We start from the raw sequence: 21,839 nt of genomic DNA on the forward strand, positions 1-21,839 counted from the left end.
CGGCGGGCGTTTTTCACCCCGGACCTCAGCTCTGCTTCGGAATCCGGCGGCTGGCCTCGGCGGAGGCCTGCCAGGAACCCGTCCCGCGCGGTCGAGGCGGCAAAGCCACGGTTGCCACGCCGACATTCGTGTATTCCGCCTCTTCACCCAGCTCCGCGCTGCCGCCAATCTCCAACGGCCCCAGCACGATCTCCTCCACGGGAACGCTGAACTTTCCGGCCGCAGCTGCGCGCAAGGTTTCCCGCAACACGGATTGGGGCGGCATGAGACCGCCGCCGCCGGTGCTCACCTCTCCCAGCAGCACCAGCGACGGATCAGAGGGAGCCGCAAACGAGCGCATGTGCGCCTCCACGATGGCAGCGCAACCGGACACGATAATCACACAGACGACGAGCAGACCCAGGCGAAGGAGGGCTTTCATGCAGACGGGGTTAGGGGATAATGATTGCCGGTGGCCCAACCGACACCGTTACGACACAGGCACTCTGCCCAAGTTCCTCAGCAAATTTTTTGCATACCGCCGCGAACCGCCCATCCTGACCGCGCCCCCTTACCCAATGCCTACCCTGCCCCGCCTTGTCTTCGTCCTCGCCTTGATTGTCGCTGCTTCCGCCTTTGCCACCGACGCGTCCCTCCCGCCCCTCCCCGCCCCACAGCGCGTCCCGGCTCCCGGTCCGAAGAGCGACGCCCCTTACGCGCCGCAGGCCGTGCTGCCCGGCGGCGTGGTCATCCCGCTTTACCCCGCCGGCTCGCCTTACCTGAAACCCGACAAGATCACTGAGCCCGAAGTCTATCAGCTGTGGGGGCCCGCGCTCGTCGGCGCCGTCACGAACATCCACAACCCCTCGCTCGAGTTTCACGCGGGCAACAGCCAGCTCAACACCGGCGCGGTCGTCATCCTCGCGGGCGGCGGCGGCCACCGCACGCTCAACGTCGGCGAGGCCTCCCCGCTCGTGCAGTTCCTCGCCCATCAGGGCGTGAGCAGCGTCATCCTCCGCAACCGCCTGCGCAGCGACGGCTACGAGCCCAAAACCGACGGGGTGAACGACGCCCTCCAGGCCATCAAGCTCGTGCGCGCCTACGCCAAGGAATGGAAACTCGATCCGGCCAAGGTCGGCATCATGGGCTTCTCCGCCGGCGCCGAGCTGGCCATGAACGCCGCACTGCGCTGGGAGGACTTCGACCGCGTCAACGACACGCCCGGCAACCCGCTGGCCAAGGTTTCATCGCGCCCGGACTTCGTCGGCAGCATCTATCCCGGCCCATCGCTCTTTTTCCGCGCCGAGCAAAAACCCGCCATCCCGCGCGCCATGCCCCCGGTCTTCATCGCCTGCGCCGGTCAGGGCGACTGGATCCACGCGGTGTGGGCGATCGAGTTCTACGAGGCCCTGCTGATGGACGGCGTGCCCAACATCGAGATGCTCCTCTACGCGCGCGGCCGCCATCCCGGCGACAAGACCGCGCCCGGCGAGCCGCCGGCCACCGGCAGCATCAGCAACATGGGCGGCATCCCCTACGGCACCTGGTCGGCCCGTTTCCTCGACTGGTTCCGTGACCTCGGCTTCCTCGGCGCCCCCGGCGTCGAAACCTTGGCCGCCCGGGACGTCGCCGCCAGTCTGGACCGCCAGCCGCGCTCCTTCCGCCCGCCCGGACCGCCTCCCGCGCCCGCGCCCGCGCCGGCCAAGGCGCCGTGAAAGCCTGATCTTTGCACGAGCTCTGCCGTACGTCGAAAGTTTCGCAATTATTGCGGGAGAAGCCCAAGTCTCGCCTTTGACTGCTCGTGGCCGGCCTCGGCTGCTTTCTCATACCATTTCCGAGCCTGCTGAAAATCCTGCACCAGCCCTTCGCCGCGCTGATATAGCGAGCCGAGGAAAAACATCGCATCCACAACTCCGGCTTCAGCCGCCTTCTCACACCATTCTCGGGCCTGCTGAAAATCCCTTTCTCCGCCTGCTCCTCGCCCATACATGATCGCGAGATTGAACATAGCTTGGCCGTCGCCTACCAACGCCGCTCTTTCATACCAGATCCGCGCCTGCACTTCGTCTTTTGGGGCATCATCCGCACCACCATAGGATGCTCCGAGGCTAAACATGCCCGAAGCGTTCCCTTGACGAGCGGATTGTAAATACCAATGCCGCGCTGTCGTGTAATCGCGCGGCACGCCTCGGCCAGTGGCATAGAGCACACCGAGATTGTTCATCGCGGTAACGTCCCCCGCGGCGGCAGCCTTTTCATACCATTCCCGAGCCCGCTGATAGTCTAACTCTACTCCTTCTCCGGCCTCAAACATGAGACCCAGGTTGTTCATCGCCTTGCCACTGCCCGCGGCGGCAGCCCGTTCATACCAATGACGTGCCAGTTGAAAGTCCTGCGCCCCGCCCTCGGCCCGCTTATACATCAGGCCGAGATTGAACATAGCCTCCCTTTCTCCGGCTTCAGCCGCCTTCTGATACCACTGCCGCGCCCGCTGGTAATCCCGATCTCCTCCATCGCCGTCTGCATACATGGCCGCGAGATTATACATGGCCAGACGGTGGCCCGCCAATGCAGCCTTTTCATACCAAACACGCGCCTGCACCTCGTCTTTGGACGCGCCATTGCCGCTCGCATGGGAGGCACCTAGATTAAACATAGCCAGCGCGCTTCCGTTGGCTGCGGCCTTAAAATACCACTGCCGCGCCAGAGCGACGTCCTGCACGACACCCTTTCCGTCGGCATAAATCACACCCAGATTGACCATGGCACCGTCATCACCGGCGTTGGCCGCTCTTTCATACCATTCTCGGGCGCGATGGTAGTCCTGCGGCACGCCGGTGCCATGCTCGTAAAGTTTAGCCAGAGCAGCCATACCTTCGCGGCTGCCGGCCACCGCCGCTTTCTCAAACCATTCTCGGGCCAACATGTAATCTTGCGGCACGCCATCGCCAAAATAGTAGAGAATTCCTAGATTGTGCATCGCGTCGAAGTTTCCCTGCGCGGCGGCCATCTCCTGCAAATCTCGATTTTTCCCGAGATCGCGCACGCCCATGCGTCCGCTGAAATAGATCACACCGAGCTTGACCATCGCGTCGCTGTTCCCCGCTGCAATCGCGCGTTCATACCACGCACATGCCTTCGACAAGTCCGTCGGTCCTCCCCGACCATTTTCGAGAAGCCCAGCCAGAGCGACTATGGCGGTGACGTCACCAGCCTCAGCCGCCTTTTCATACCAATGGCGGGCTTGCGGAAGATCCTGCGGACCGCCGTGCCCTTGCTCGAGGAGCAAACCAAAATTATACATCGCGTTCATGTCACCGGCCTCAGCCGCCTCTTCAAACCAATGGCGGGCCATACCCAGATCTTGTGCACCGCCTTTTCCATCAAAGTAGAATTCCGCCAGTTTTCCCATGGCAACCTTGTTGCCAGCCACCGCTGCGCTTTTGAAATACTGACGGGCGAGTTCCAAGTCCGCCGACACCCCGTCGCCATTCTCATACATCTGTCCAAGGTTGCCGATTGCATCGGGATCTCCCAGGGCGGCGGCAGTTTCGAACAACAGAAGGGCCTTGGCATAGTCCTGCGCAACTCCATGGCCTTGGCTATAAAGGCGGCCCAGATTGTTCATCGCTAACCTGTTTCCAAGAGCGACGGCTTGCTCATACCAATACAGGGCTCCGACGAAGTCCGGTGCACCATCCCCGTTCTCATGACAGAGCCAACCCAGATTGTTCATGGCGTCACTCACTCCCTTCTCGGCCGCCCGCATATACCAATAGCGGGCCTTTTCGAGATCACGCGGCACTCCGTCCCCGTTGGCATAATGCCAGCCCATCGTGTAGAGAGCGTTGGCACTGCCAGCGTTGATCGCCCGGTCATACCACTCCCGCGCCACCGCGAAATCAGCGGGGACCCCATGCCCCCTTGAATGCAGCATTCCCAGTCGATACATTGCCTCGCTGTTGCCTGCCTTGGCGGCCTCCTCGAAGTGCCCCTTTGCCGAGGCATAATCCTGCTCTTGCTCGCTTACCAATCCCATCAACAGCGCCATTGCTCCCGTTTCAGGATCAGCTCCCTCCTTGGATTCGGAACCCTTCGCCGAGGCCGGGTCTCTTTGCGACCGATCACCCGGTGATTGACACCCAGGAAACAGGGCGAAGCTGCCGATGAACAGGAGAATGACCCAGGGTCTTTTTCGAATGCTCGAACACATGCACCTAATCCGCCTGACGTTGATCATTTCAGAAACCTTATGGGTAAGGGCAACTTCGTCGAACCAGTATTCGGCCCCTGAAAGCAATGTCGCACCCGAGTAAGAATGAATGTGCCCCCGCGCCGCAATGGCGGATGAAAACTACCCCAATGTGGGAACGCCCATGTCCGGCAACACCTAGCCGATCCGAAGGCCACCAAACTCAATCCAGCCGCGGGAACAAAAACGTGCCCATCGACTGGAACACCGGGCCGAAAAAAGTCGGCTTGAGCTTCTGCACGTTCACCTGGAGCAGGCGGTGCGTGGTGACGTTTTCGAGGACGAGCACATACTCGTCGTTGCCGAACTTGCCAGGCTTGAGGTGGAGCTGGACGCGCCGGTCGCGCACGGAGTAGCCGCTCTCGCGGGTCCAAACCGGGTTCCAAATCTTTTCGCCGTCGCGGTCGAGGAATTCGACCGAAAGCGCCTTTTCGTCGTGCGTGATCCGGATCTCACGCGTCCGCTCCTGCAGCAGTCGGGCCATGCCCGGGTTGAACTCCAGGCTCAGGAGCGCATGCAACGAGATCACGGCCGGAGTCGGCTGACCCTCGGGGATCGACGCGGCCGTGCCGGCATCGTCATAGACCCCGGTCAGGTCAGGCGGCGCCGGTGGCAGGGCGACCTGCGCGGCAGGGAGCCGGTGCGCGCCAAAAAATACGGAGACAAGTGCACAAAGAAGAAGGCGGCGGTGCATAGACATGGGAGACGTCCTCGCGTCCATTATCGCCGGATTTCGCCGCAAAGCCACCCCTTTTCCGTCTGTAGGGCGGGTTCTCCGACGGAGGCTTGGCGGAGATGGCGAAGCAACCCCGCCTACGTTCGTTCGTGATGCCACCCAAGGCGGGGTTCGGAGACCCCGCCCTACAGGCTTGATACTGGAGGAGCCCGGGCATCAGGCCATTGTTTGACCGGAACGACATTTGCGGGGACTGTGCCGGTGACCACGTTGCCCCCTTCCCCATGAAACTGCGCCTCCTTCCCGCCCTGCTCCTTGCTTCGCTGCTCGCCCCTCTCCCAGCCCTTTTTGGACAGGCCGCCACGCCTCCGGAGACCATTTCCGCCTCCTGCCTGATCGCGCTGGGCCGGCCGGCCGGCGAAGCCGATCTGACCCAGCAAGCCTACGCCGGCAAAGCCCTGGCGCAGTTGATCGAAATGCACCGGGACAACCTGCGCAGTGATGCCGCACTTCAGGACGCCGTGTATGTGCAGGCCTATCGGGATGCGACGGGCGCGCACCAGGGATTCAAGGCCGGCAGCGCGCACCCCAAGGGCGTCACCTATGCCGAGGCTGTGAAGGCCGAATTGGCCAAACTGGCCACCCAGCCCGACGCCTACCGCGAGGTCATCAACCGCGCCTACCAGCTCGTGATCCGGCGCGACGCCTATCCCGAGGAGATCGCCTACTGGAAACCCTACGGCACCCTGCCCTACGTCGTCCTCGTCGGCGCGATCGAGAACTGGGCGTTTCGCAACCAGCCCGGCCTGATGGTCACGACCGGCACGCCCTCCATCGCCGTGAACAGCCGTTTTCTCCGCACCCAGCGCGTGCCGCTCGCGCTCGCCAACGAGGCCCGCGAACTCCTCGGGCTGCCGGTCTGGACCGACGTCGCCCGCCAGCACAGCCCCGGCCGCAACATCGTCGCCGTCGGCGCCAAGGACATCGAAAGCGTCGGCGGCGTGCACTTCCTGCTCGTCGGCGGCGGTCCCCTGTCGGGGAACTGATCCCTGGGTTGAGCCTGGGTAAGGTGGAGCGACCTGCTCCTCAGGGCGCTTCTTGCGGCGTGAACCGCCTCGGCGCGTTGGGGAACAACGCGCCCCACCTAAGGCCGCCCGCCCACTTTACTCTTTAACCCGACACGGTGACGCCTTTCGCTCGTCGGCTATGACCAAGCCCGCCTGCCCGGCCTGCACCCTCGACGATGTTCTCTCGCATCCCAACCACTGGGAATGCGCGACCTGCGGCCACGAATGGCCCAAAGAGGAAGTCCCCGAGGCCGCGCGCGTCGTCAAGGATGCCCATGGCAACGTGCTTGCCGAGGGCGACAGCATCACGGTCATCAAGGACCTCAAGCTCGGCGGCGCCCAGGTGCTCAAGGCGGGCTCCAAGGCCAAGAACATCCGCCTCGTGGACGGCGATCACGAGATCGACTGCAAGATCGACGGCATCGCCTACGGCCTGAAAGCCTGCTTCGTGAAGAAGGCCTGAGTGCTCATTGAATGCAGGGCGGGGTCTCCGACCCCCGCCTCGAATGCGGCACCGTCTTCGAACATAGGCGGGGTTGCTTCGCCATCTCCGCCAAGCCTCCGTCGGAGACGCCGCCCTACAACATCCGTCGTCATCCTTAAGCGCGCCCGGAGGTCGTGCTCCCGCGCTCAGGCTGGCGGCAGCTTCGTCAGGCGGACCGTCGCCCGGGTCAGTTGCTCGACGCGGCGAACCTGCTCGGGATTGCTCACCCGATCGTCGGCGAAGTCTTCCGCCTCCGCATAGACAAAACGCGGCACGATCAGGCAGCGGAAATCCAGCATCAGGCTGTTCGCCAGCGCCATCACCGACATGTAGCTCGACTTGCCGCCGGCCGCACAAAGAAACGCGACCGGCTTGTTCTCCCACGCCGAGCCGGTCAGCTCGATGAGGTTCTTCAGCGCGGCGCTGCCGTCGTAGTTGTAGATCGGCGTGGCCACGATGAGCGCGTCGGCCGCAGCGAGACGGGCTTGCACCCGCCCTACTTCGGGATCGGCGTAGGCGGACCCGCCGTCGCACAGCGGCAACGGATGCTCGCGCAGGTCGAGCACCTCGGCGGCGACGCCTTCGGCCGCGAGCACGCGGGCGGCTTCGTGCGCCAGCAGGCGGCTCTTGCTGTCGGGATTCAGGCTGGTGGAGAGGATCAGGATCATGAGGTTTGGTTTGCAGGTTGGTGGAAGGCCCGCAGGGTAGCGCCTTAACCGCACTTGAGGTCAACCATGCCCGCCAAAAGAAGCTCCTGCACCGACTGCGTCCGTGAACTCGGGGTCGGCGAGATCGCCCGCCGCAGCGGCGTCGCTGTCTCTGCCATCCACTTCTACGAGACCAAGGGTCTGCTCTACAGCTGGCGCAACGCCGCCAACCAGCGCCGCTACCCGCGCGAAGCCCTGCGGCGCGTGTCGCTCATCAAGGTTGCGCAGCGCCTCGGTATTCCGCTCGCCGCCATCAAGGCCGCGCTCGACGCCCTGCCGCGCGGTCGCACCCCCACCGAGGCCGACTGGCGCAAACTCTCCGCCCGTTGGCAGGCCGACCTCGCCCGTCGCATCACGGAACTGACGCGCCTGCGCGACCAGCTCGGCGAGTGCATCGGCTGTGGCTGCCTCTCGCTGCAATCCTGCCCGCTCCGCAATCCCGGCGACCAGCTCGCCCGCCGCGGCCCCGGCCCGCACCTGCTGGCCTGCAAGACGAAGGACTGACCACATCCCAATCGTTCTCGTTCTCCTGCTCGTGATCGTTCTCGCGGCAGAACGCCTGCCTGCTCAGAGGAGAACGAGAAAGAGAGCGATTTCCTGTCAGCGCCCTCCGCTCCCTCTTGATACTTATTACTTGTCCCTTGTTACTTGGCTGCCCCGCGGCCCCGCCGCCCCTCAGGTGATCCGGTTCAGGTGCCGGATGCAGGCCATCATGCCCAGCCACACGACGAACGCAATCCACGGCACGGTCGAAATGGAATGCTGCGCGAACCAACCGGCCACGGCCGGCACCACCGCCGCGCCGAAAGCCGCGCTGCCCGACTGGCGCCCGATGACGGTCTGCACCGCGGCCGGCGCAAACCGCCGCGGCACCTCGTGCATGAGCGCGGGATAAATCGGCGCCATGCCCAAGCCGACCAGCGCGAGCGTGAACACGGCCGCCGGCACCACCGCCGCAAAGGCGAAGCCCGCGATGCCGATCGCGGCAACCCCCGCGCCGATCGCGATGGTCCGGCGGTTGCCCCAGTGCTCGATCACGAAGCCCACGCCGATGCGCCCGGCCGTCAGCGCGCCGAAGAACCCCGCCACGCACAGCGCCGCCGTCTCCGGCGCAAAGCCGCGCCGCACCACCAGCACCGTGCCCGCCCACACGCCGATCGTGGACTCGGCGGCGACATACAGCGCGAAAATGAAGGGCGACAGCCAGCCGGCAAAAGAGTTGGCCGGCATCGTCGGCACCTTGCCGCCCGCGGCGTGATGGTCCGCAAAGCTCCGCTCCGGCACCTTGTTCCACAGGCCGAGCGTGAGCAGAAAGAGCACCGCCAGCGCGGCCTGCACGCCGCTGATGAGCAGGTAGCCGGCGCGCCAGCCGTGGCCCGATCCGAGCGCCCAGCCGATGAAAAACGGCCCGCTCGTCGCGCCGATGCCCCAACACGCGTGCAGCCAGTTCATGTGCCGGCCGCTGTAGTGGCGCGCCACGTAGCCATTGAGTCCGGCGTCCACCGCGCCGGCGCCGATGCCCAGCGGCACCGACGCCGCATAAAGCCACAGCGCGCCCTCGGCCTGCGACAGGATGAACATGCCACCGGCCGTGAGCAGCCCGCTCACAAACACCACCGGCCCCGTGCGAAACTTCGCAATGATCCACCCGCTCGCGAATCCTGCCGAGCCGGTCAGGATCGTGCCGATGGTGATGATCGTGCCTGCGAGACCGATCGGCAGGTTCAGCTCCGGATAAATCGCCGGCCACGCCACGCCCAGCGTGCCGTCGGGCAACCCGAGGCTGATATAGCCGAGGTAGATGATCAGCAGCAGGAGAAGCGAAGCGCGACGTTGGTCCACGATGAAGTCCCCACGCAGACAGCCGCGCCCAAGAATGACAAGGCGCGAGCCCGCTCTATCAATCCAGCACCCGGTCAATTTCGCCACGGATTGCACGGATGGGCACGGATTCAAGGCCAGCGGATTTTTGCCACGAAAAGGCACAAAAGGCTCCGCTCTGCTTCTTAAATCTTCCGCGCACCTATAGGCGCCTTGAGAGTCTCATTGTGGTCGATTTATTGAGCCTTTTTGTGGCCATCAAATGCCTTGGGCTTGTTCGGAATCCGTGCCCATCCGTTCCGTCCGTGGTCAAATTCTTCCGCCGCCCCCTTTTCGTGTCTTTGGTGTGTTTCATGGTTGATCAACCCAACCCCTGCCTTGGTTCCTTTCCGTGTGTTCCGTGGGCCACCCCCTCAGCCACTGCCGCCTAGACAAATCGCCGGCACCCGACACTGTATCCCCCATGCAAAAATCCACCCTGCTGATGCTGCTCCCCTTCACCGCCCTCACCACCTTTGCCGCGACTTCGACGGCCAGCCTGAAACCCGCGACGCGCGTCCGGGCCGAGATCCCCGCCCAATACCGCTGGGATTTCTCGCCCATCTACGCCGACTGGGCCGCGTGGGAGGCCGGCATGAAGGAGATGGAGGGCAAGATGGACACGTTCGCCGCCCTCAAGGGCAGCCTCGCCACCGGTCCCGCCGCCGTGCTCAAGGCCTACAAGCTCTACGACGAGATCGGCATGCTCCAATACCGCGTCTATCGCTACCCGCAGCTCCAGCGCGACGTGGACACCCGCAACCAGGAGATCGCCGGCAAGTTCCAGCGGGTCGGCGTCATCTTCGCCAAGTTCGGCACCGCCACGGCCTGGTTCAACCCCGAGCTGCTCACCATCCCGCAGGCGAAGATGGAGGAGTGGATCAAGGCCACGCCCGAACTCGCCCCCTACGCGTTCACCATCCTCGACACCTACCGCCAGCAGAAACACGTCCTCGATGAACAGGGCGAGAAGCTCCTTTCCTACGGCTCCCGCTTCAACTCGACCCCCGGCGCCATCTTCCAGGAACTCAGCACCTCCGACATCAAGTTCCCGGCCATCAAGCTCGCCGACGGCACGGAAGTGACCGTCTCGCCCGCCAACTACGGCCACCTGCTCGAGACCAATTACAACCAGGCGGACCGCGCCGCGGCCTTCACCGCCCACCTCAACACCTACGCCGCCACGGCCAATACCTACGCCGCGATCTACAACGCCATCCTCCAGCGCGGCTGGGCCAACGCCCAGGCCCGCAACTACCCGACCACCCTCGACGCCGCGCTCGACGGCAACGCCATCCCGCCCGCCGTCGTGCAGACGCTCGTGGACACCACCCGTGCCGGCACCGCCCCGCTCCAGCGCTACCTGCGCCTGCGCAAGAAGCTCCTCGGCCTGGAATCCTACCACCTCTACGACGGTTCGGTCCCGCTCTTCAAGTCCGACGCCCGCTATCCCTACGACTCGGCCAAGGACACTGTCATCGCCTCCGTCGCCCCGCTTGGCGCCGACTACACGGCGAAATACCGCCAGTTCGTCTCCGGCGGCCGCATTGACGTCTATGAGAACGAGGGCAAGCGCAGCGGCGCCTATTGCGCCGGCGTCTATGGCGTCGGTCCCTACCTGTTGATGAACTACAACGACACGCAGGACGCCATGTTCACGCTCGCCCACGAAGCCGGCCACGCGATGCACACCGTGCTGTCCTACGAGAGCCAGCCCTTCGTCACTTCCAGCTACACCATCTTCGTCGCCGAGGTCGCCTCGACCACCAACGAACGTTTCCTCCTCAACCACCTGCTCGGCCAGACCTCCGACCCGAAGGAGCGCTTTCTCCTCCTCCAGCACGCGGTGGACTCCATCTTCCGCACCTTCTACACGCAGGTGCTCTTCGCCGACTTCGAGCTCCAGGCCCACCGCCGCGTCGAGCAGGGCCAGCCCATCACCGCCGAGGTGCTCAATGGCATCTACCAGAAACTCCTCCAGGACTACTACGGCGACGCCGCCACGATCGACGATCTCTACAAATACACCTGGGCCCGCATCCCGCACTTCTACAATTCGCCCTACTACGTCTATCAGTATGCGACCTGCTTCGCCTCGTCGGCCCAGCTCTTCAAGGCGATGAACACCGGCACGCCTGCCGAGCGCGCCGCCGCCACCGAGCGTTACCTCACCCTTCTGCGCAGCGGCGGCAACGACCACCCGATGAACCAGCTGCAGAAGGCCGGCGTGGACCTCACCAAGCGCGAGACCGTGCAGGCCGTCATCGACCAGATGAACGAACTCGTCTCCCAGCTCGAAATCGAAGCCGCCAAGATCGCCCCCGCGGCGAAGTGAGTCTTCCCCCGGAAGGCTGATAAAAAACGTCCATAGCTTTTAGACTTTTGTCATCGCGAGGCCCGCAAGTCGGGCCGTGGCGATCCAGCTAGACAAACCGGCCCACCCTCGGGCCGGTTTCTTTTTGTATCGAGTAGCCGCCTTGGAGCGCAGCGACAAGGTGGCCTCTGGAAAAGCCCCGGAATTTGTGAACCACTGATGCACCGCCTAACGGCGCTGCTACTTGGTGCAGCTCCGCCTAATCGGCTCCGCCCCTGAGCTTCGGGGGCCGGCTAATCACCGGCTGCCAGTATCTCCAGCGGCGATTAGCCGCTCCCCGGAACCCAAACCGGAGCCGATTAGGCGGAGGGGATCCAATCAGATTCGCCGTTGGCGAATCCCATTAGTGGTTCACTTCTGCCTTTCCCTTCGCGCCTCTATGCTTTGGTGGTTCAACCGCCATAATCACCTTCACGCGTTGGACCAATTCACTGCTTTGGCCCCCTTTCGTGTCTTTGGTGTATTTCGTGGTTACTCCCCCTGCCTGCTTCCCTTCCGTGTGTTCCGCGTGTTCCGTGTGTTCCGTGGGCCATCCCCTCACCCCGTCTCGAGCTCCTTCCGCACCAGCGGCGCGACCTTCGTCCCGAGCAACACGATCGCCCGCATGATCTGCGCGTGCGTGAGCAGGCGGTTGTCGATCAGCACCGTCAGGCGGTCCAAGCCACCGAACCACCGGCTCTCCTGCACGATCTTCTCCGCCACGGCCTCGGGGCTGCCCACCAGCAACGCCCCCAGCTGACTGCACTGCGCGTCGAACTGCTCGCGCGTGGGCGCCGGCCAGCCGCGCTCGCGACCGATCCGGCCGAAGGCATCGCGGTAGGCGGGCCAGAAGGTCTCCGCCGCGTCCGACGTCGTGTCGGCCACGAAGCCGATGTTGTGGACGCCGACAAAGGCCTTCTCCGCCGGATGCCCCGCCTCCCGCCAGGTCGAGCGATACAGGTCCACCAACGGACGAAACTGCCGCGGCGAGCCGCCGATGATGGCCACGATGAGCGGCAGCCCGAGCCTGGCCGCGCGCACGACCGACTCCGGCGTGCCGCCGACGCCGATGAACACCGGCAGCGGATGCTGCAGCGGACGCGGATACACACCCTGCCCGGTCAGCGCCGCGCGGTGCTGACCCGACCAATGGACCTTCACCTGATCGCGCACCTTGAGCAGCAGGTCGAGCTTCTCGGCCGCCAGCGCCTCGTAGTCGTCGAGATCGAAGCCAAAGAGCGGGTAGGATTCGATGAACGAGCCGCGCCCCACGATGATCTCCGCCCGCCCCTGCGACACGAGGTCCACCGTGGCGAACTGCTGGAACACCCGCACCGGATCGTCGGAGCTGAGCACCGTCACCGCGCTGGCCAGCCGGATGCGCTTCGTCCGCGCCGCCGCCGCCGCCAGCAACACCGCCGGCGCCGAAGACACATAATCCGGCCGGTGGTGTTCGCCCACGCCGAAGACATCGAGCCCGACCTGATCGGCCAGCTCGATCTCCTCGAGCAGTTCCTGCACCCGCCGCGCATCCCCCGGAGGCCCCGGCTGCGCCGTCGCGACAAACGTATCCACGCCAATTTGCATCCGGGGGACATAGCCCTGCTTCCTCGAATTGGCCAGTCATCGCTTTGCCTGCTCCCGAGAATTGCCTGCGCTCGCGAATCCGAGATTGAAAACGAACAGCTTAACCTCCCTCATTTCTTCAAAAGACCAACTTACGCGTAAGCGGATCAACCCCGTCAGGGTAATGCCCTATGTTTATGAGCAGAAAGGAGCAATTTGCACTGATGTTTTTGCTGACTCTCGCGCAGACCAGCACAGCGAACGCACACATGCCTCATGTCGAGCCATGGAAAAATGTGACAGCCGTTAGTGTAGCTGGAGTCGCAGCATTTGTTATCCCCTTTCTGCTTCGCAAGAGAGTGAATAATGGTTTCGTAATGCTGGTGATTGGAGTGCTAACGTTTATTATCCTCTCAGCCGGAGGATTGTTTTTTAGCTTTGTATCCTCTTTCTAAGGCGAAAAGCCCCCGAAAGGGGCACATGCTTTACATTTTACCTCGGAGCTTCGCGAACTCCCTTAGGGCTTCCCGGCCGATCCAATGGGCGGAGGCGGACTCGGATTCTGTGAGGCGCTTGGCCAGGGCGGTGCAAGCCTTGCGGAGGCCGGGGCTTTGGAGGCCGACCATACGCAGGGCCCAGCTCACGCCTTTCTTCACGAAGTTGCGCTCGTCGGTCGCGCCGCGCTCGATCAGGGGCAGGTAACGGAGGAATTTTTCGTCGGGGATGCCGTCGTTGTGCGCGGCCACGCAGGCGAGCAACACGTAGCCGGCGCGGCATTGGAACTCGCCCTTCAGCTTCGTCCACGGTTCGATGCGGTCCCACGCGTGCGGGCTCTGTTCGAAGAGTTTGAAGCACACCGTGTCCACCACGCCCCAGTTGTCGAAATCCCGGCACCAACGGTCCATGAGCCTCGGCGTGAGCCGGTCGGCCTCGCCCACGAACGACGCCAGCAGCCGCGCCTCATAGACGTCGGTCGCCCACAGCGCCTCGGCCAGCGCTTGGTTTTTGCCGAGCCGTTTGCCGAGCTTCTGGATCTCCCCCACGCCCACACCCCAGGCCTTGTCGTTGGGCAGACCGTAACGGGCCATGCCGTCGCGCACCTTCGCGCTGCTCAGGCGTTTCAGTTCGGCGAGGGCTTCCTTGGCCCCGGTGGCGGGGTCACCGGTGAACAGGGCTGGTTTCTTCGCGGGCATGTTGGCTGTGATGCGATGAAATGCAGACCGAGCCAAGGCACTTTCAAGGCAGGTTAAACGCGGAGAGCGCGAAGGGCGCGGAGACGATCATTACCAAGGTCACCAAGGTGGCTCGCGTTGCTCTCAACGCGTTGGGCAAGTCACATGCTCAAACCAGCGTCTTGGAGACAAGCCGCTCCACCTCGACCGAAGCGCTGCGGTTCAAATTCAGTGATTCTTGTGGCTTTTCCTGCCCAGGAGAGACGCTGCCGAGCGGGCTGCATCAGGATGGGCCTACCACAGCACCCCCCGCTTCATCCCAGCCATCCTCGGCGGCCAGCTCGCGCACGCGGGTATCAATCTGCATCACGACGTCGGCCGCGTCGAGCCGACCCTGGCGTTCGAGGTCGTAGGCGAGGTCGGCCAGCTCGGTGCGCAGCCGGTCGAGCACGGTGGGCGCAGTGCAGACAGGAGAATCGGCGGGCATGGCGGGCGAATCGGGTCAGCCGGAGACCAGCACGTTGAAGCCGCCGAAGGTCATGCGGGCCATGTCGAAGGGCATCTTCTGCGGATCGCACATCGCGGCGAGACGGGAATCGGCCATGACCTTGGCGTTGACGCGGTCGCGGTGCGCACGGGAGCGGTAGCGGATGTAGGCGAAGACGACCGTCTCGGTCGGCTTGGTCTTGGCGAGTTTCTTGAACAGATCGCCGGGCACGCCCTTGGGTTGCGGCGAGGGGTCCATAACGCACTCCTGGTAGTCGAGTGCGCCGTGTTCGCGCCAAACCTTTGCGGCCTGGGTCGCGATCTTCTTGTAGAGCGCGAGTTTCTTGCGGGGGAGCGGGATGACAAATCCGTCAACATATTGGGCCATGGGGGGAGTCTCCTTGGGAATGGGTGGATGAGGGGTGGTTCAATCCCTCAACGAACGACCCGAACGCTTCCGGACACCGAGTTTGAGGAACCACTGATCAATTCCGCCAACGGCGGAATTTTAAGAATCCCCTCCGGCTAATCGCCTCCGTGATTGGTTCAAGGGGCCCGCTTATCGCGGGCATTTGATCCCGGTCTGCGATAAGCAGACCCCGCAGCTACTACCCCGAAGGCGATTAGCCGGAGGGCACACCGGAGATTCGCCTTTGGCGAATCTCATTAGTGGTTACCTCTAATCCGAAAAACCACCCAAACTCTGTCCTTCCGGCATGGGGCGCTTCGTCGTAGCCTGTGAACACCCAACCCTCTTCCCGTCATGAGCACGTCCCCCGCCCCCGCTTCCACGCCGTTCATGCTGATCTTCCGCAACACCGGCGCGGAGAACTACCGGCACCTTTCCGCCAGCCAGCAACAGGAACTGGTCGGACGCTGGAACGCTTGGTTCGAGAACCTCGTCAACCAGGGCAAGGCGACCATCGGCCAGCCCCTCGAAGATGCCACGCGGATTGTCGCGGGCCCCGGCGGCGCGCGCATCGTGGACGGCCCCTTTCCCGAGACCAAGGAAGCCGTTGGCGGCTTCGTGACCCTGCAGGTCAGCGGCCTCGCCGAAGCCACCGCCATCGCCCAGCGCCACCCCGGCCTCGACTACGGCATGCTGATCGAGGTCCGCGAGATGACCCCGCACTGCCACCTCGGCGTGAATACCAAGAGCGTGCCCGCCACGGCCTGAGCTTCTCGTGTCCAAGGATTCCCATGTAGGGTCGCCGCTTGCGGCGACTTCCGAGGTCGGCCCAAGGGCCGACCCTACAAAAACGGAGCCCACCCAGCCCGCTCTGCTGGTGGAGCACTTCTTCCGCCACGAGAAGGGCCGCCTGCACGGCGCGCTGGTGCGGTTGCTCGGCGTCCACAATCTCTCGCTCGCCGAGGATGTCGCCCAGGAGGCCATGCTCCGCGCGCTCCGCACCTGGTCCATGGGCGGCGTGCCCGCCAATCCCTCGGCGTGGATCACGCAGGTCGCGATGAACCTCGCCCGTGACGCCCTGCGTCACCGCAAGATGGCCACGGGCAAGGAGGCGGCGATCATCACCCATCACGAGCAGATGACCGCCCCGCTCCCCGTCGCCGGGGAGACCTCCCAAGAAATCCGCGACGACGCCCTGCGCCTGATGTTCGTCTGCGCCCACCCGGAGATCGCGCCCGACGCCCAGGTCATCCTCGCGCTGAAAATTCTCTGCGGTTTCAGCACCGGCGAAATCGCGCGCGCTTTCCTCGCCACCGAGGCGGCCATTGAAAAGCAGCTCACGCGCACCAAGCAACGCATCGCCGATGCCGGCATCGGCTACGAGCTGCCCGAGGGCGAGGACCTCGCCCCGCGGCTCGACGGCGTGCTCGCCGCGATCTACCTGCTCTTCAACGAAGGCTACAAGGCCTCCTCCGGCGACCGCCTGCTCCGCGAGGAACTTTGCCAGGAGGCCATCCGCCTCGCCGCGCTGATCATCACCCACCCCGCCGGCCGCGCCCCGCGCAGCCATGCCCTGCTCGCCCTGATGCTGCTGACCGCCGCCCGCTTTCCCGCCCGGCTCGACGAACAGGGCGGACTGCTCCGCCTCGACGACCAGGACCGTTCCAAATGGGACCAGCAGCTCATCGCGCAGGGCCTGATGCACCTCGGCCATGCTGCGCAAGGGACGGAGATCAGCGAATACCACCTGCAGGCCGGCATCGCCGCCCTGCACTGCCTCGCCCCGGATTACACCTCGACCGACTGGGAAAAAATCCTGCTGCACTACGACGAGCTGCTGCGCCTCAAGCCCTCGCCCGTCGTCGCGCTCAACCGTGCCGTCGCCGTGGCGCACCTGCACGGGCCACAAGCCGGCCTCGACACCATCGCCGCCATCCCGCAGCGCGAGAAGCTCGAGGGCCACTACCTGCTCTACACCGTGACCGGCGAACTGCACTGGCGGTTGCAAAACCACCAGGCCGCCGCGTGGAATTTCCGCAGGGCGCTCAGTCTCTCGCAGGTCGGTCCCGAGCAGGCTTACCTCGCGCGCATGATCGAGCGCAGCGGCGGCGCGCTTCCGGAGGCCGAGCGCTCGGCGGGGTGAGAACTTTATCGCTTCGTGTAGGTTCGGCCCTTGGGCCGACCTCAGCCGCGAAAGCGACGCATGCCGCGCTTGCGGCCGAGGTCGTCGCAAGCGACGACCCTACACTTGAAGTGGAGGGCCCATCTCCCGATGGGCCGCGGTCCCTCGACAGGCTCGGGACCTTGAGCCAGCCGAAACGGCTCAGCGGGAGCAGAGCCCTCCAAATAAAAAGGGCGGGATTAGGAGATCCCGCCCGACAAGAAAGCCAGCCCACGCGAAGCGCGGGCTCCACCTTCACTTCTTCAGCGTGGCGCAGAAGCGGGCGAGGCGCTCGACGCCCTTCTGGAGGACGGCGTCGCTCGTCGCGTAGCTGAGGCGCAGGTAGCCCTCGAGGCCGAAGGCCGAGCCGGGGACGGCGGCGACGCGCTCCTTCTCGAGGAGTTGGGCGCAGAAGTCGGCGTCCTTGAGGCCGAAGCTGGAAATGTTCGGGAAGAGATAGAACGCGCCCTGCGACAACAGGCAGGTGACACCGGGGATCTTGTTGAGCTCGGTGTGGAGGAACTTGCGGCGGCGGTCGAAGGCGTCGGTCATGACCTTCAGCGCGGCGGCAGTCTTCTCCTTCTCCTTGAGCGCGGCGAGCGCGCCGAACTGGGCGAAGGTCGTCACGTTGGAGGACATCTGGCTCTGGAGCTCGGCGATGGCCTTGGCGATGGGCAGCGGGGCCACGAGCGTGCCGATACGCCAGCCGGTCATCGAGTAGGTCTTGGAAAAGCCGGCCACGACGATCGTGCGCGCCTCGATCTCCGGGCTGAAGGTCGCCACGCAGGTCGGGGTGACGCCGTCATAGACGAGGTGTTCATACATCTCGTCGGAGAGGATGTAGAGGTTGTGCTTCAGCGCGACGGCGGCGATGGCCTGCAGCTCGGCGCGAGTATAGACGGCGCCGGTCGGGTTCGAAGGGGAATTAAGAATGAGCAGGCGGGTCTTCGGCGTGATGGCCGCCTCGAGCTGCGCGGGCGTGAGCTTGAAACCGGCCTTGTCGTCGCAGGCGACGTACTTCGGCACCGCGCCGGCGAGCTTCACCATCTCCGGGTAGGAGACCCAGAACGGCGCGGGGATGATGACCTCGTCGCCTGGCGAGCAGGTCGCGAGCACGGCGAGGTAGCAGGAAAACTTGCCACCCGGGGAGACGACGACCTGGGCGGGCACGACCTTGAGGCCGTATTCGGCAACGTAGCGGTCGGCGATGGCCTGGCGCAGCGGCTCGATGCCGGGCGTGGGCGCATACTTGGTCTTGCCGCCCTTGAGCGCGGCGATGCAGGCCTCCTTGATGTGCTCCGGGGTGTCGAAGTCGGGCTCGCCGGCGGCGAAACCGCAAACGTCCTCGCCCGCCGCGGCCAAGGCTTTGGCCTTGGCATCAATGGCGAGGGTCGGCGAAGGCGACACGTTGCGGGCCCAGACGGACAGAGGATGCGGAGTGCTCATGGAGGTATTGGGCGGGAGGTTTAAGGGAGCGCGCGGGACGAACGCAAGCCGACCGTTGGCCGGGGGGATGTCATAGGCGAAACTGTATCGGTGGAAGCGAGACCATCAGTCCCTGACCGGGTCCTGCCCGGAGGTGGAGCGACTTGACCCCAAGGCGCTGGTTCGGAGCGGCAGCACCGCAACGCGCCGGGGTCAGCGCGTTCCACCTTTCCGAACCTTCCGCTTCGGCGCGGGCTTCTTCTTCGCCGCCGGTTTCTTCCTGGAGGATTTCTTCTCCGGCTTCCGCTTGCGCTCCGGGCGCTTCGGCGCGGGGGCCAGCACGGATTCCGTCGGCGGCACCGGCGGCACCGCCGGGATTTCCAGCTGATTGACCGCGCCGCTCTCCAACTGCGGCAGATAGGCTTCGACCGCGGCCCGCACGAGCTGGCCGACGCTGGTGTGCTTGGCGCGGGCAATGCGACGGAGGTTTTGCCGGATCGCGGCGGGCAACCGCACGGAAATCAGCAACTGCGAGGGCTTCAGCACGATCACGTTGGCGAAATCGTAGCGCTCCAGGGCGGTGCGGATGATCGCGCTCACGGACTTGGCCTTGCCGTCGCGGACGGGCTCGCTGATCCGGTCGAGAAACTCGACCTCGAGCTGGATGGGGAACGGGCGGGAAGTTTGGTCGGCCATGGTCAGAAGCGGACGACCTTCTCGCCCGGCACCAGGGGCGCGGGGGTGGTCAGGGCGGACGGGCTGAAAACCTCGGCCGCCCAGTCCAAATCGAGGGCGGCGGCACGCACCGTGAAACGGGTCTTGTCGCGGGTGCGGTGGTCGCGCACGTCCACCGCCTTCACGAGCCATTGCTCGCCCACTTTCTTGAGGTCGAGCAGCGAGATCGACTTCAGCACGGTGTTGGCCCGGTCGAGCAGCTCCGCCTGCACCATCGCCTGAAACTGCGTGTCAATCAGCACGCGCACGCCGGTCAGCTCCGCCACGGGCAGGGCCTGTCCGACGGGCGGACGCAGGATGAAACTGTAGGTCGGACGCCCGCGCACGCGCGCCTGGCCCTCGTAGGTGAAATCCTTCCAGTAAAGGAAGGGCATCTGGAGATCGAAAACCGTGACCCCGGTGTCGGCGAGGGCCTGCCCGGGGGCGGCGGCTTCGACGACCTCACCGTTCACCGTCCACGCGGAAGGCTGCGGCCCGGCCTCGATCAGCCACGCGCCGTCACCGGTCGTGATGCGGGTCAGCGGTCCGGCCGCTCCCGGCGTGCCCAGTAGGGCGCCGGTCACGGTGCGCTCCGCGCCCTTGCGCGGCATGACCCGCAGCTCAAACGACAGCCAATAGTCGCCCGCGATCTGGGCCTGCCGGAACTCCGACAGGATGCGGGCGCCCTCGGCCTGATCGGCCTTGCCGGAGGCGGCCTTGTCCTGGGGCTGGCCGAACTTGTCGGCCTGCGCCGGGGCCGAGACGGCCCAGAGCAGGCCGACGGCCAATAAAAAAGCCCGGTGGTGAACCGGGCTTGAAAGCGTCTTACTTGTTTTCACCCGGCTGAGGCGTGGCGGGCTGGCTCGTGGCAGGCAGCTCGACCGTCGGCGCGGGGGCCGGCGTGGTCGCCGGAGCGTTGACGGTGGGCAGGGCGGCGTTTTCAGCGGCCCGATTCTTGGCCTGATGCACATTGGCCAGATAAAGTCCGAAGCTCAGGACAAAGAAGATGATAGCGCCCTTGATGGTCGCGCCGCTCAGCACGTTGTTGGTCTCGGCACCGAAGGCCGACTCCGTGGCGCCGCCGGCCATGGCCGCACCGATGCCGCCGTCGGTCTTCGCGCGCTGCATGAGCACGATCATCACCAAAAAGATGGATGTGAGGACCAGGATGAGGGTAAGGACGCCGATAACGATACTCATAAGGGAGCAGGACTTTCCGACTCAGACGGGCTTTGTCAACCAAAGTTCCGATTGGACGAGAACAGGCATCGAGGGGGAACCTGCGCACCGCCGCAGGTTATTGGCCGGCCGGTCTCCGCATCGGCCGCCAGAACGTCCGGAAACCGGGCTAGCCTCATTCCCGGCGCTTCGGCAGCTGGTGCCCGTGCTGCACCAAACCCTTCTTGCCGCGGTCGTTGAGCTTGTCCAAAACCGCGGCCAGTCGGCGTTTCCGTTCGTCGGTCTGGGCGAACATCTCCAGCTGGGTCCCCTGCTCCTCCACGTTGGAAAACCGGACGCTCACCAGCCGCAGCGGCCGGCGCTTGGTCCAGGCCGCCCGGAGCAACGCCCCCACCAGCGGGTAAAACGGCGCTTCCAGATCGGTCGCCTCGGTCAGGCTGCGGCCAGCCGTGCTGTTCTCCATGCCCGGGTAGCGGACCTTCACGGTCATGGTCTTCACCCGCTTCCCGTCGGCCCGGATGGCCGGCATGAGTTCGTCGATCATGCGCTTGGCGATGCGCTCAATCTCGGCGAAGTCGCCGATGTCATGCCCGAATGTCTCCTGCACCGAGTAACTCTTGGCATCCTCGTGGCTCACCTCCACCGGCCGGTCGTCTTCGCCGCGCGCCATGCGGAGCATCTCCGACCAGCCGCTGCCGAAGAGGTCCTTCAGTTCGCGCTCGGTGCGGACGAACAGGTCGCTGACCAACCGGATGCCGGCCTTTTCCAGCCGTTCGGTGCTCTTCGTGCCCACGCCGGGGATGACGCTGATCTTGAGTGGCGCGAGGAACGCGGCCTCCTCGCCCGGCAGGATCACCGTGAAACCACGCGGCTTGCGGGCCTTGCTGGCGATGGCAGAGACGAGCTTGTTGGCCGCGATGCCAAACGAAGTCGGAATTTGCAGCTCGTCCCAGATGCGCTGCTGCAACGCCCGCACGCGATTCTCAATTTCCGCGGCCGTCTTGAACCCGCAGGGCCCGAGGTCGAGGTAACCCTCGTCAATGGAGTTGCGCTGCACGAGCGGAGTGAGCGACTCGCACAGGTCGAACATCTCGCGCGACTTTTTGCCGTAGATGCCCGAGGTGTGCGGCAGCAGTATGAGGTCGGGGCAGACCTTCAGCGCCAGCTTGGTGGGCATCGGCGTGTAAACCCCGCAGGCCCGCGCCTCGTAGCTGGCCGACGAGATGATGCCACGCTCGCGTCCGCCCACCGCGCACTTGGTGCCGCGCAGATCCGGCCGCACCGACAGCTCGCACGACACGAAAAACGCGTCGGCGTCGAGGTGGACGATCAGGGGTAGCCCGGACACG

The 21,839-nt window shown here is 64.8% G+C and carries 21 protein-coding genes; 7 read left to right on the forward strand and 14 right to left on the reverse strand.

Features of this window, described 5'->3' with window-relative positions:
• Window positions 1-25: 25 nt before the first annotated feature.
• Window positions 26-421, reverse strand: coding sequence for a hypothetical protein (locus ESB00_RS12160; RefSeq protein WP_129047953.1), 396 nt, complete (start codon window positions 419-421; stop codon window positions 26-28).
• 136 nt (window positions 422-557) lie between these two features.
• On the opposite strand from ESB00_RS12160, the gene ESB00_RS12165 reads away from it, so the two are divergent.
• Complete coding sequence (locus ESB00_RS12165; RefSeq protein WP_129047954.1) at window positions 558-1,694, forward strand: alpha/beta hydrolase; 1,137 nt, start codon at window positions 558-560, stop codon at window positions 1,692-1,694.
• Window positions 1,695-1,741: 47 nt separating this feature from the next.
• Here the strand turns inward: ESB00_RS12165 and ESB00_RS12170 are convergent, their stop codons facing one another.
• The gene (locus ESB00_RS12170) at window positions 1,742-4,192 is read right to left on the reverse strand and encodes a tetratricopeptide repeat protein (RefSeq protein WP_164976182.1); all 2,451 of its coding nucleotides are present in this window, start codon (window positions 4,190-4,192) and stop codon (window positions 1,742-1,744) included.
• Between the two features lie 202 nt (window positions 4,193-4,394).
• Window positions 4,395-4,925, reverse strand: coding sequence for a hypothetical protein (locus tag ESB00_RS12175; RefSeq protein ID WP_129047956.1), 531 nt, complete (start codon window positions 4,923-4,925; stop codon window positions 4,395-4,397).
• A 266-nt stretch (window positions 4,926-5,191) separates the two neighbouring features.
• On the opposite strand from ESB00_RS12175, the gene ESB00_RS12180 reads away from it, so the two are divergent.
• The gene (locus tag ESB00_RS12180; RefSeq protein ID WP_129047957.1) at window positions 5,192-5,953 is read left to right on the forward strand and encodes a hypothetical protein; all 762 of its coding nucleotides are present in this window, start codon (window positions 5,192-5,194) and stop codon (window positions 5,951-5,953) included.
• Window positions 5,954-6,113: 160 nt separating this feature from the next.
• The gene (locus tag ESB00_RS12185; protein WP_129047958.1) at window positions 6,114-6,437 is read left to right on the forward strand and encodes a zinc ribbon domain-containing protein YjdM; all 324 of its coding nucleotides are present in this window, start codon (window positions 6,114-6,116) and stop codon (window positions 6,435-6,437) included.
• A 167-nt stretch (window positions 6,438-6,604) separates the two neighbouring features.
• Here ESB00_RS12185 and ESB00_RS12190 read toward each other — a convergent pair whose 3' ends face one another.
• The gene (locus ESB00_RS12190) at window positions 6,605-7,126 is read right to left on the reverse strand and encodes an NADPH-dependent FMN reductase (protein WP_129047959.1); all 522 of its coding nucleotides are present in this window, start codon (window positions 7,124-7,126) and stop codon (window positions 6,605-6,607) included.
• A gap of 66 nt (window positions 7,127-7,192) precedes the next feature.
• Here ESB00_RS12190 and soxR point away from each other — a divergent pair, with 66 nt between their 5' ends.
• A complete protein-coding gene (gene soxR / locus ESB00_RS12195; RefSeq protein WP_129047960.1) occupies window positions 7,193-7,669 on the forward strand; it encodes a redox-sensitive transcriptional activator SoxR in 477 nt (158 codons plus the stop codon).
• A 171-nt stretch (window positions 7,670-7,840) separates the two neighbouring features.
• Here the strand turns inward: soxR and ESB00_RS12200 are convergent, their stop codons facing one another.
• Window positions 7,841-9,007, reverse strand: a complete 1,167-nt coding sequence (locus ESB00_RS12200) for an MFS transporter (RefSeq protein ID WP_164976183.1) — start codon at window positions 9,005-9,007, stop codon at window positions 7,841-7,843.
• 442 nt (window positions 9,008-9,449) lie between these two features.
• Here ESB00_RS12200 and pepF point away from each other — a divergent pair, with 442 nt between their 5' ends.
• The gene (pepF, locus tag ESB00_RS12205; protein WP_246026476.1) at window positions 9,450-11,360 is read left to right on the forward strand and encodes an oligoendopeptidase F; all 1,911 of its coding nucleotides are present in this window, start codon (window positions 9,450-9,452) and stop codon (window positions 11,358-11,360) included.
• A 576-nt stretch (window positions 11,361-11,936) separates the two neighbouring features.
• Here the strand turns inward: pepF and ESB00_RS12210 are convergent.
• The 4 genes from ESB00_RS12210 to ESB00_RS12225 form a co-directional block, all read right to left on the reverse strand.
• Window positions 11,937-12,965 (reverse strand): LLM class flavin-dependent oxidoreductase, encoded by a 1,029-nt coding sequence (locus ESB00_RS12210; protein ID WP_129047962.1) that lies wholly within the window; start codon window positions 12,963-12,965, stop codon window positions 11,937-11,939.
• Window positions 12,966-13,429: 464 nt separating this feature from the next.
• Window positions 13,430-14,137, reverse strand: coding sequence for a DNA alkylation repair protein (locus ESB00_RS12215; RefSeq protein ID WP_129047963.1), 708 nt, complete (start codon window positions 14,135-14,137; stop codon window positions 13,430-13,432).
• A 262-nt stretch (window positions 14,138-14,399) separates the two neighbouring features.
• On the reverse strand, window positions 14,400-14,603 hold the full coding sequence (locus ESB00_RS12220) for a hypothetical protein (protein WP_129047964.1): 204 nt from the start codon (window positions 14,601-14,603) through the stop codon (window positions 14,400-14,402).
• Window positions 14,604-14,618: 15 nt separating this feature from the next.
• Window positions 14,619-14,990: a DUF1428 domain-containing protein gene (locus ESB00_RS12225; RefSeq protein ID WP_129047965.1), complete on the reverse strand. Its 372-nt coding sequence runs from the start codon at window positions 14,988-14,990 to the stop codon at window positions 14,619-14,621.
• Window positions 14,991-15,365: 375 nt separating this feature from the next.
• On the opposite strand from ESB00_RS12225, the gene ESB00_RS12230 reads away from it, so the two are divergent.
• Window positions 15,366-15,779 (forward strand): YciI family protein, encoded by a 414-nt coding sequence (locus tag ESB00_RS12230; RefSeq protein WP_129047966.1) that lies wholly within the window; start codon window positions 15,366-15,368, stop codon window positions 15,777-15,779.
• 7 nt (window positions 15,780-15,786) lie between these two features.
• A complete protein-coding gene (locus ESB00_RS12235; protein WP_218938739.1) occupies window positions 15,787-17,154 on the forward strand; it encodes an RNA polymerase sigma factor in 1,368 nt (455 codons plus the stop codon).
• A gap of 273 nt (window positions 17,155-17,427) precedes the next feature.
• Here the strand turns inward: ESB00_RS12235 and ESB00_RS12240 are convergent, their stop codons facing one another.
• The 5 genes from ESB00_RS12240 to ESB00_RS12260 all read right to left on the reverse strand — a co-directional run bounded on the left by ESB00_RS12240 (window position 17,428) and on the right by ESB00_RS12260 (window position 21,838).
• Window positions 17,428-18,618 carry a pyridoxal phosphate-dependent aminotransferase gene (locus ESB00_RS12240; protein WP_129047967.1) on the reverse strand — a complete coding sequence of 397 codons (1,191 nt, stop codon included), beginning with the start codon at window positions 18,616-18,618 and terminating at the stop codon, window positions 17,428-17,430.
• A gap of 192 nt (window positions 18,619-18,810) precedes the next feature.
• A complete protein-coding gene (locus ESB00_RS12245; protein ID WP_129047968.1) occupies window positions 18,811-19,293 on the reverse strand; it encodes a ribbon-helix-helix domain-containing protein in 483 nt (160 codons plus the stop codon).
• A 2-nt stretch (window positions 19,294-19,295) separates the two neighbouring features.
• Window positions 19,296-20,099 (reverse strand): outer membrane lipoprotein-sorting protein, encoded by an 804-nt coding sequence (locus ESB00_RS12250; protein WP_164976184.1) that lies wholly within the window; start codon window positions 20,097-20,099, stop codon window positions 19,296-19,298.
• A 37-nt stretch (window positions 20,100-20,136) separates the two neighbouring features.
• A complete protein-coding gene (gene secG, locus ESB00_RS12255; RefSeq protein ID WP_129047970.1) occupies window positions 20,137-20,511 on the reverse strand; it encodes a preprotein translocase subunit SecG in 375 nt (124 codons plus the stop codon).
• Window positions 20,512-20,665: 154 nt separating this feature from the next.
• On the reverse strand, window positions 20,666-21,838 hold the full coding sequence (locus ESB00_RS12260) for a Y-family DNA polymerase (RefSeq protein WP_129047971.1): 1,173 nt from the start codon (window positions 21,836-21,838) through the stop codon (window positions 20,666-20,668).
• Window position 21,839 lies beyond the last annotated feature (1 nt).

Origin of the sequence: Oleiharenicola lentus (genome assembly GCF_004118375.1) — a bacterium.
GTDB classification, from domain to species: Bacteria; Verrucomicrobiota; Verrucomicrobiia; order Opitutales; family Opitutaceae; genus Lacunisphaera; species Lacunisphaera lenta.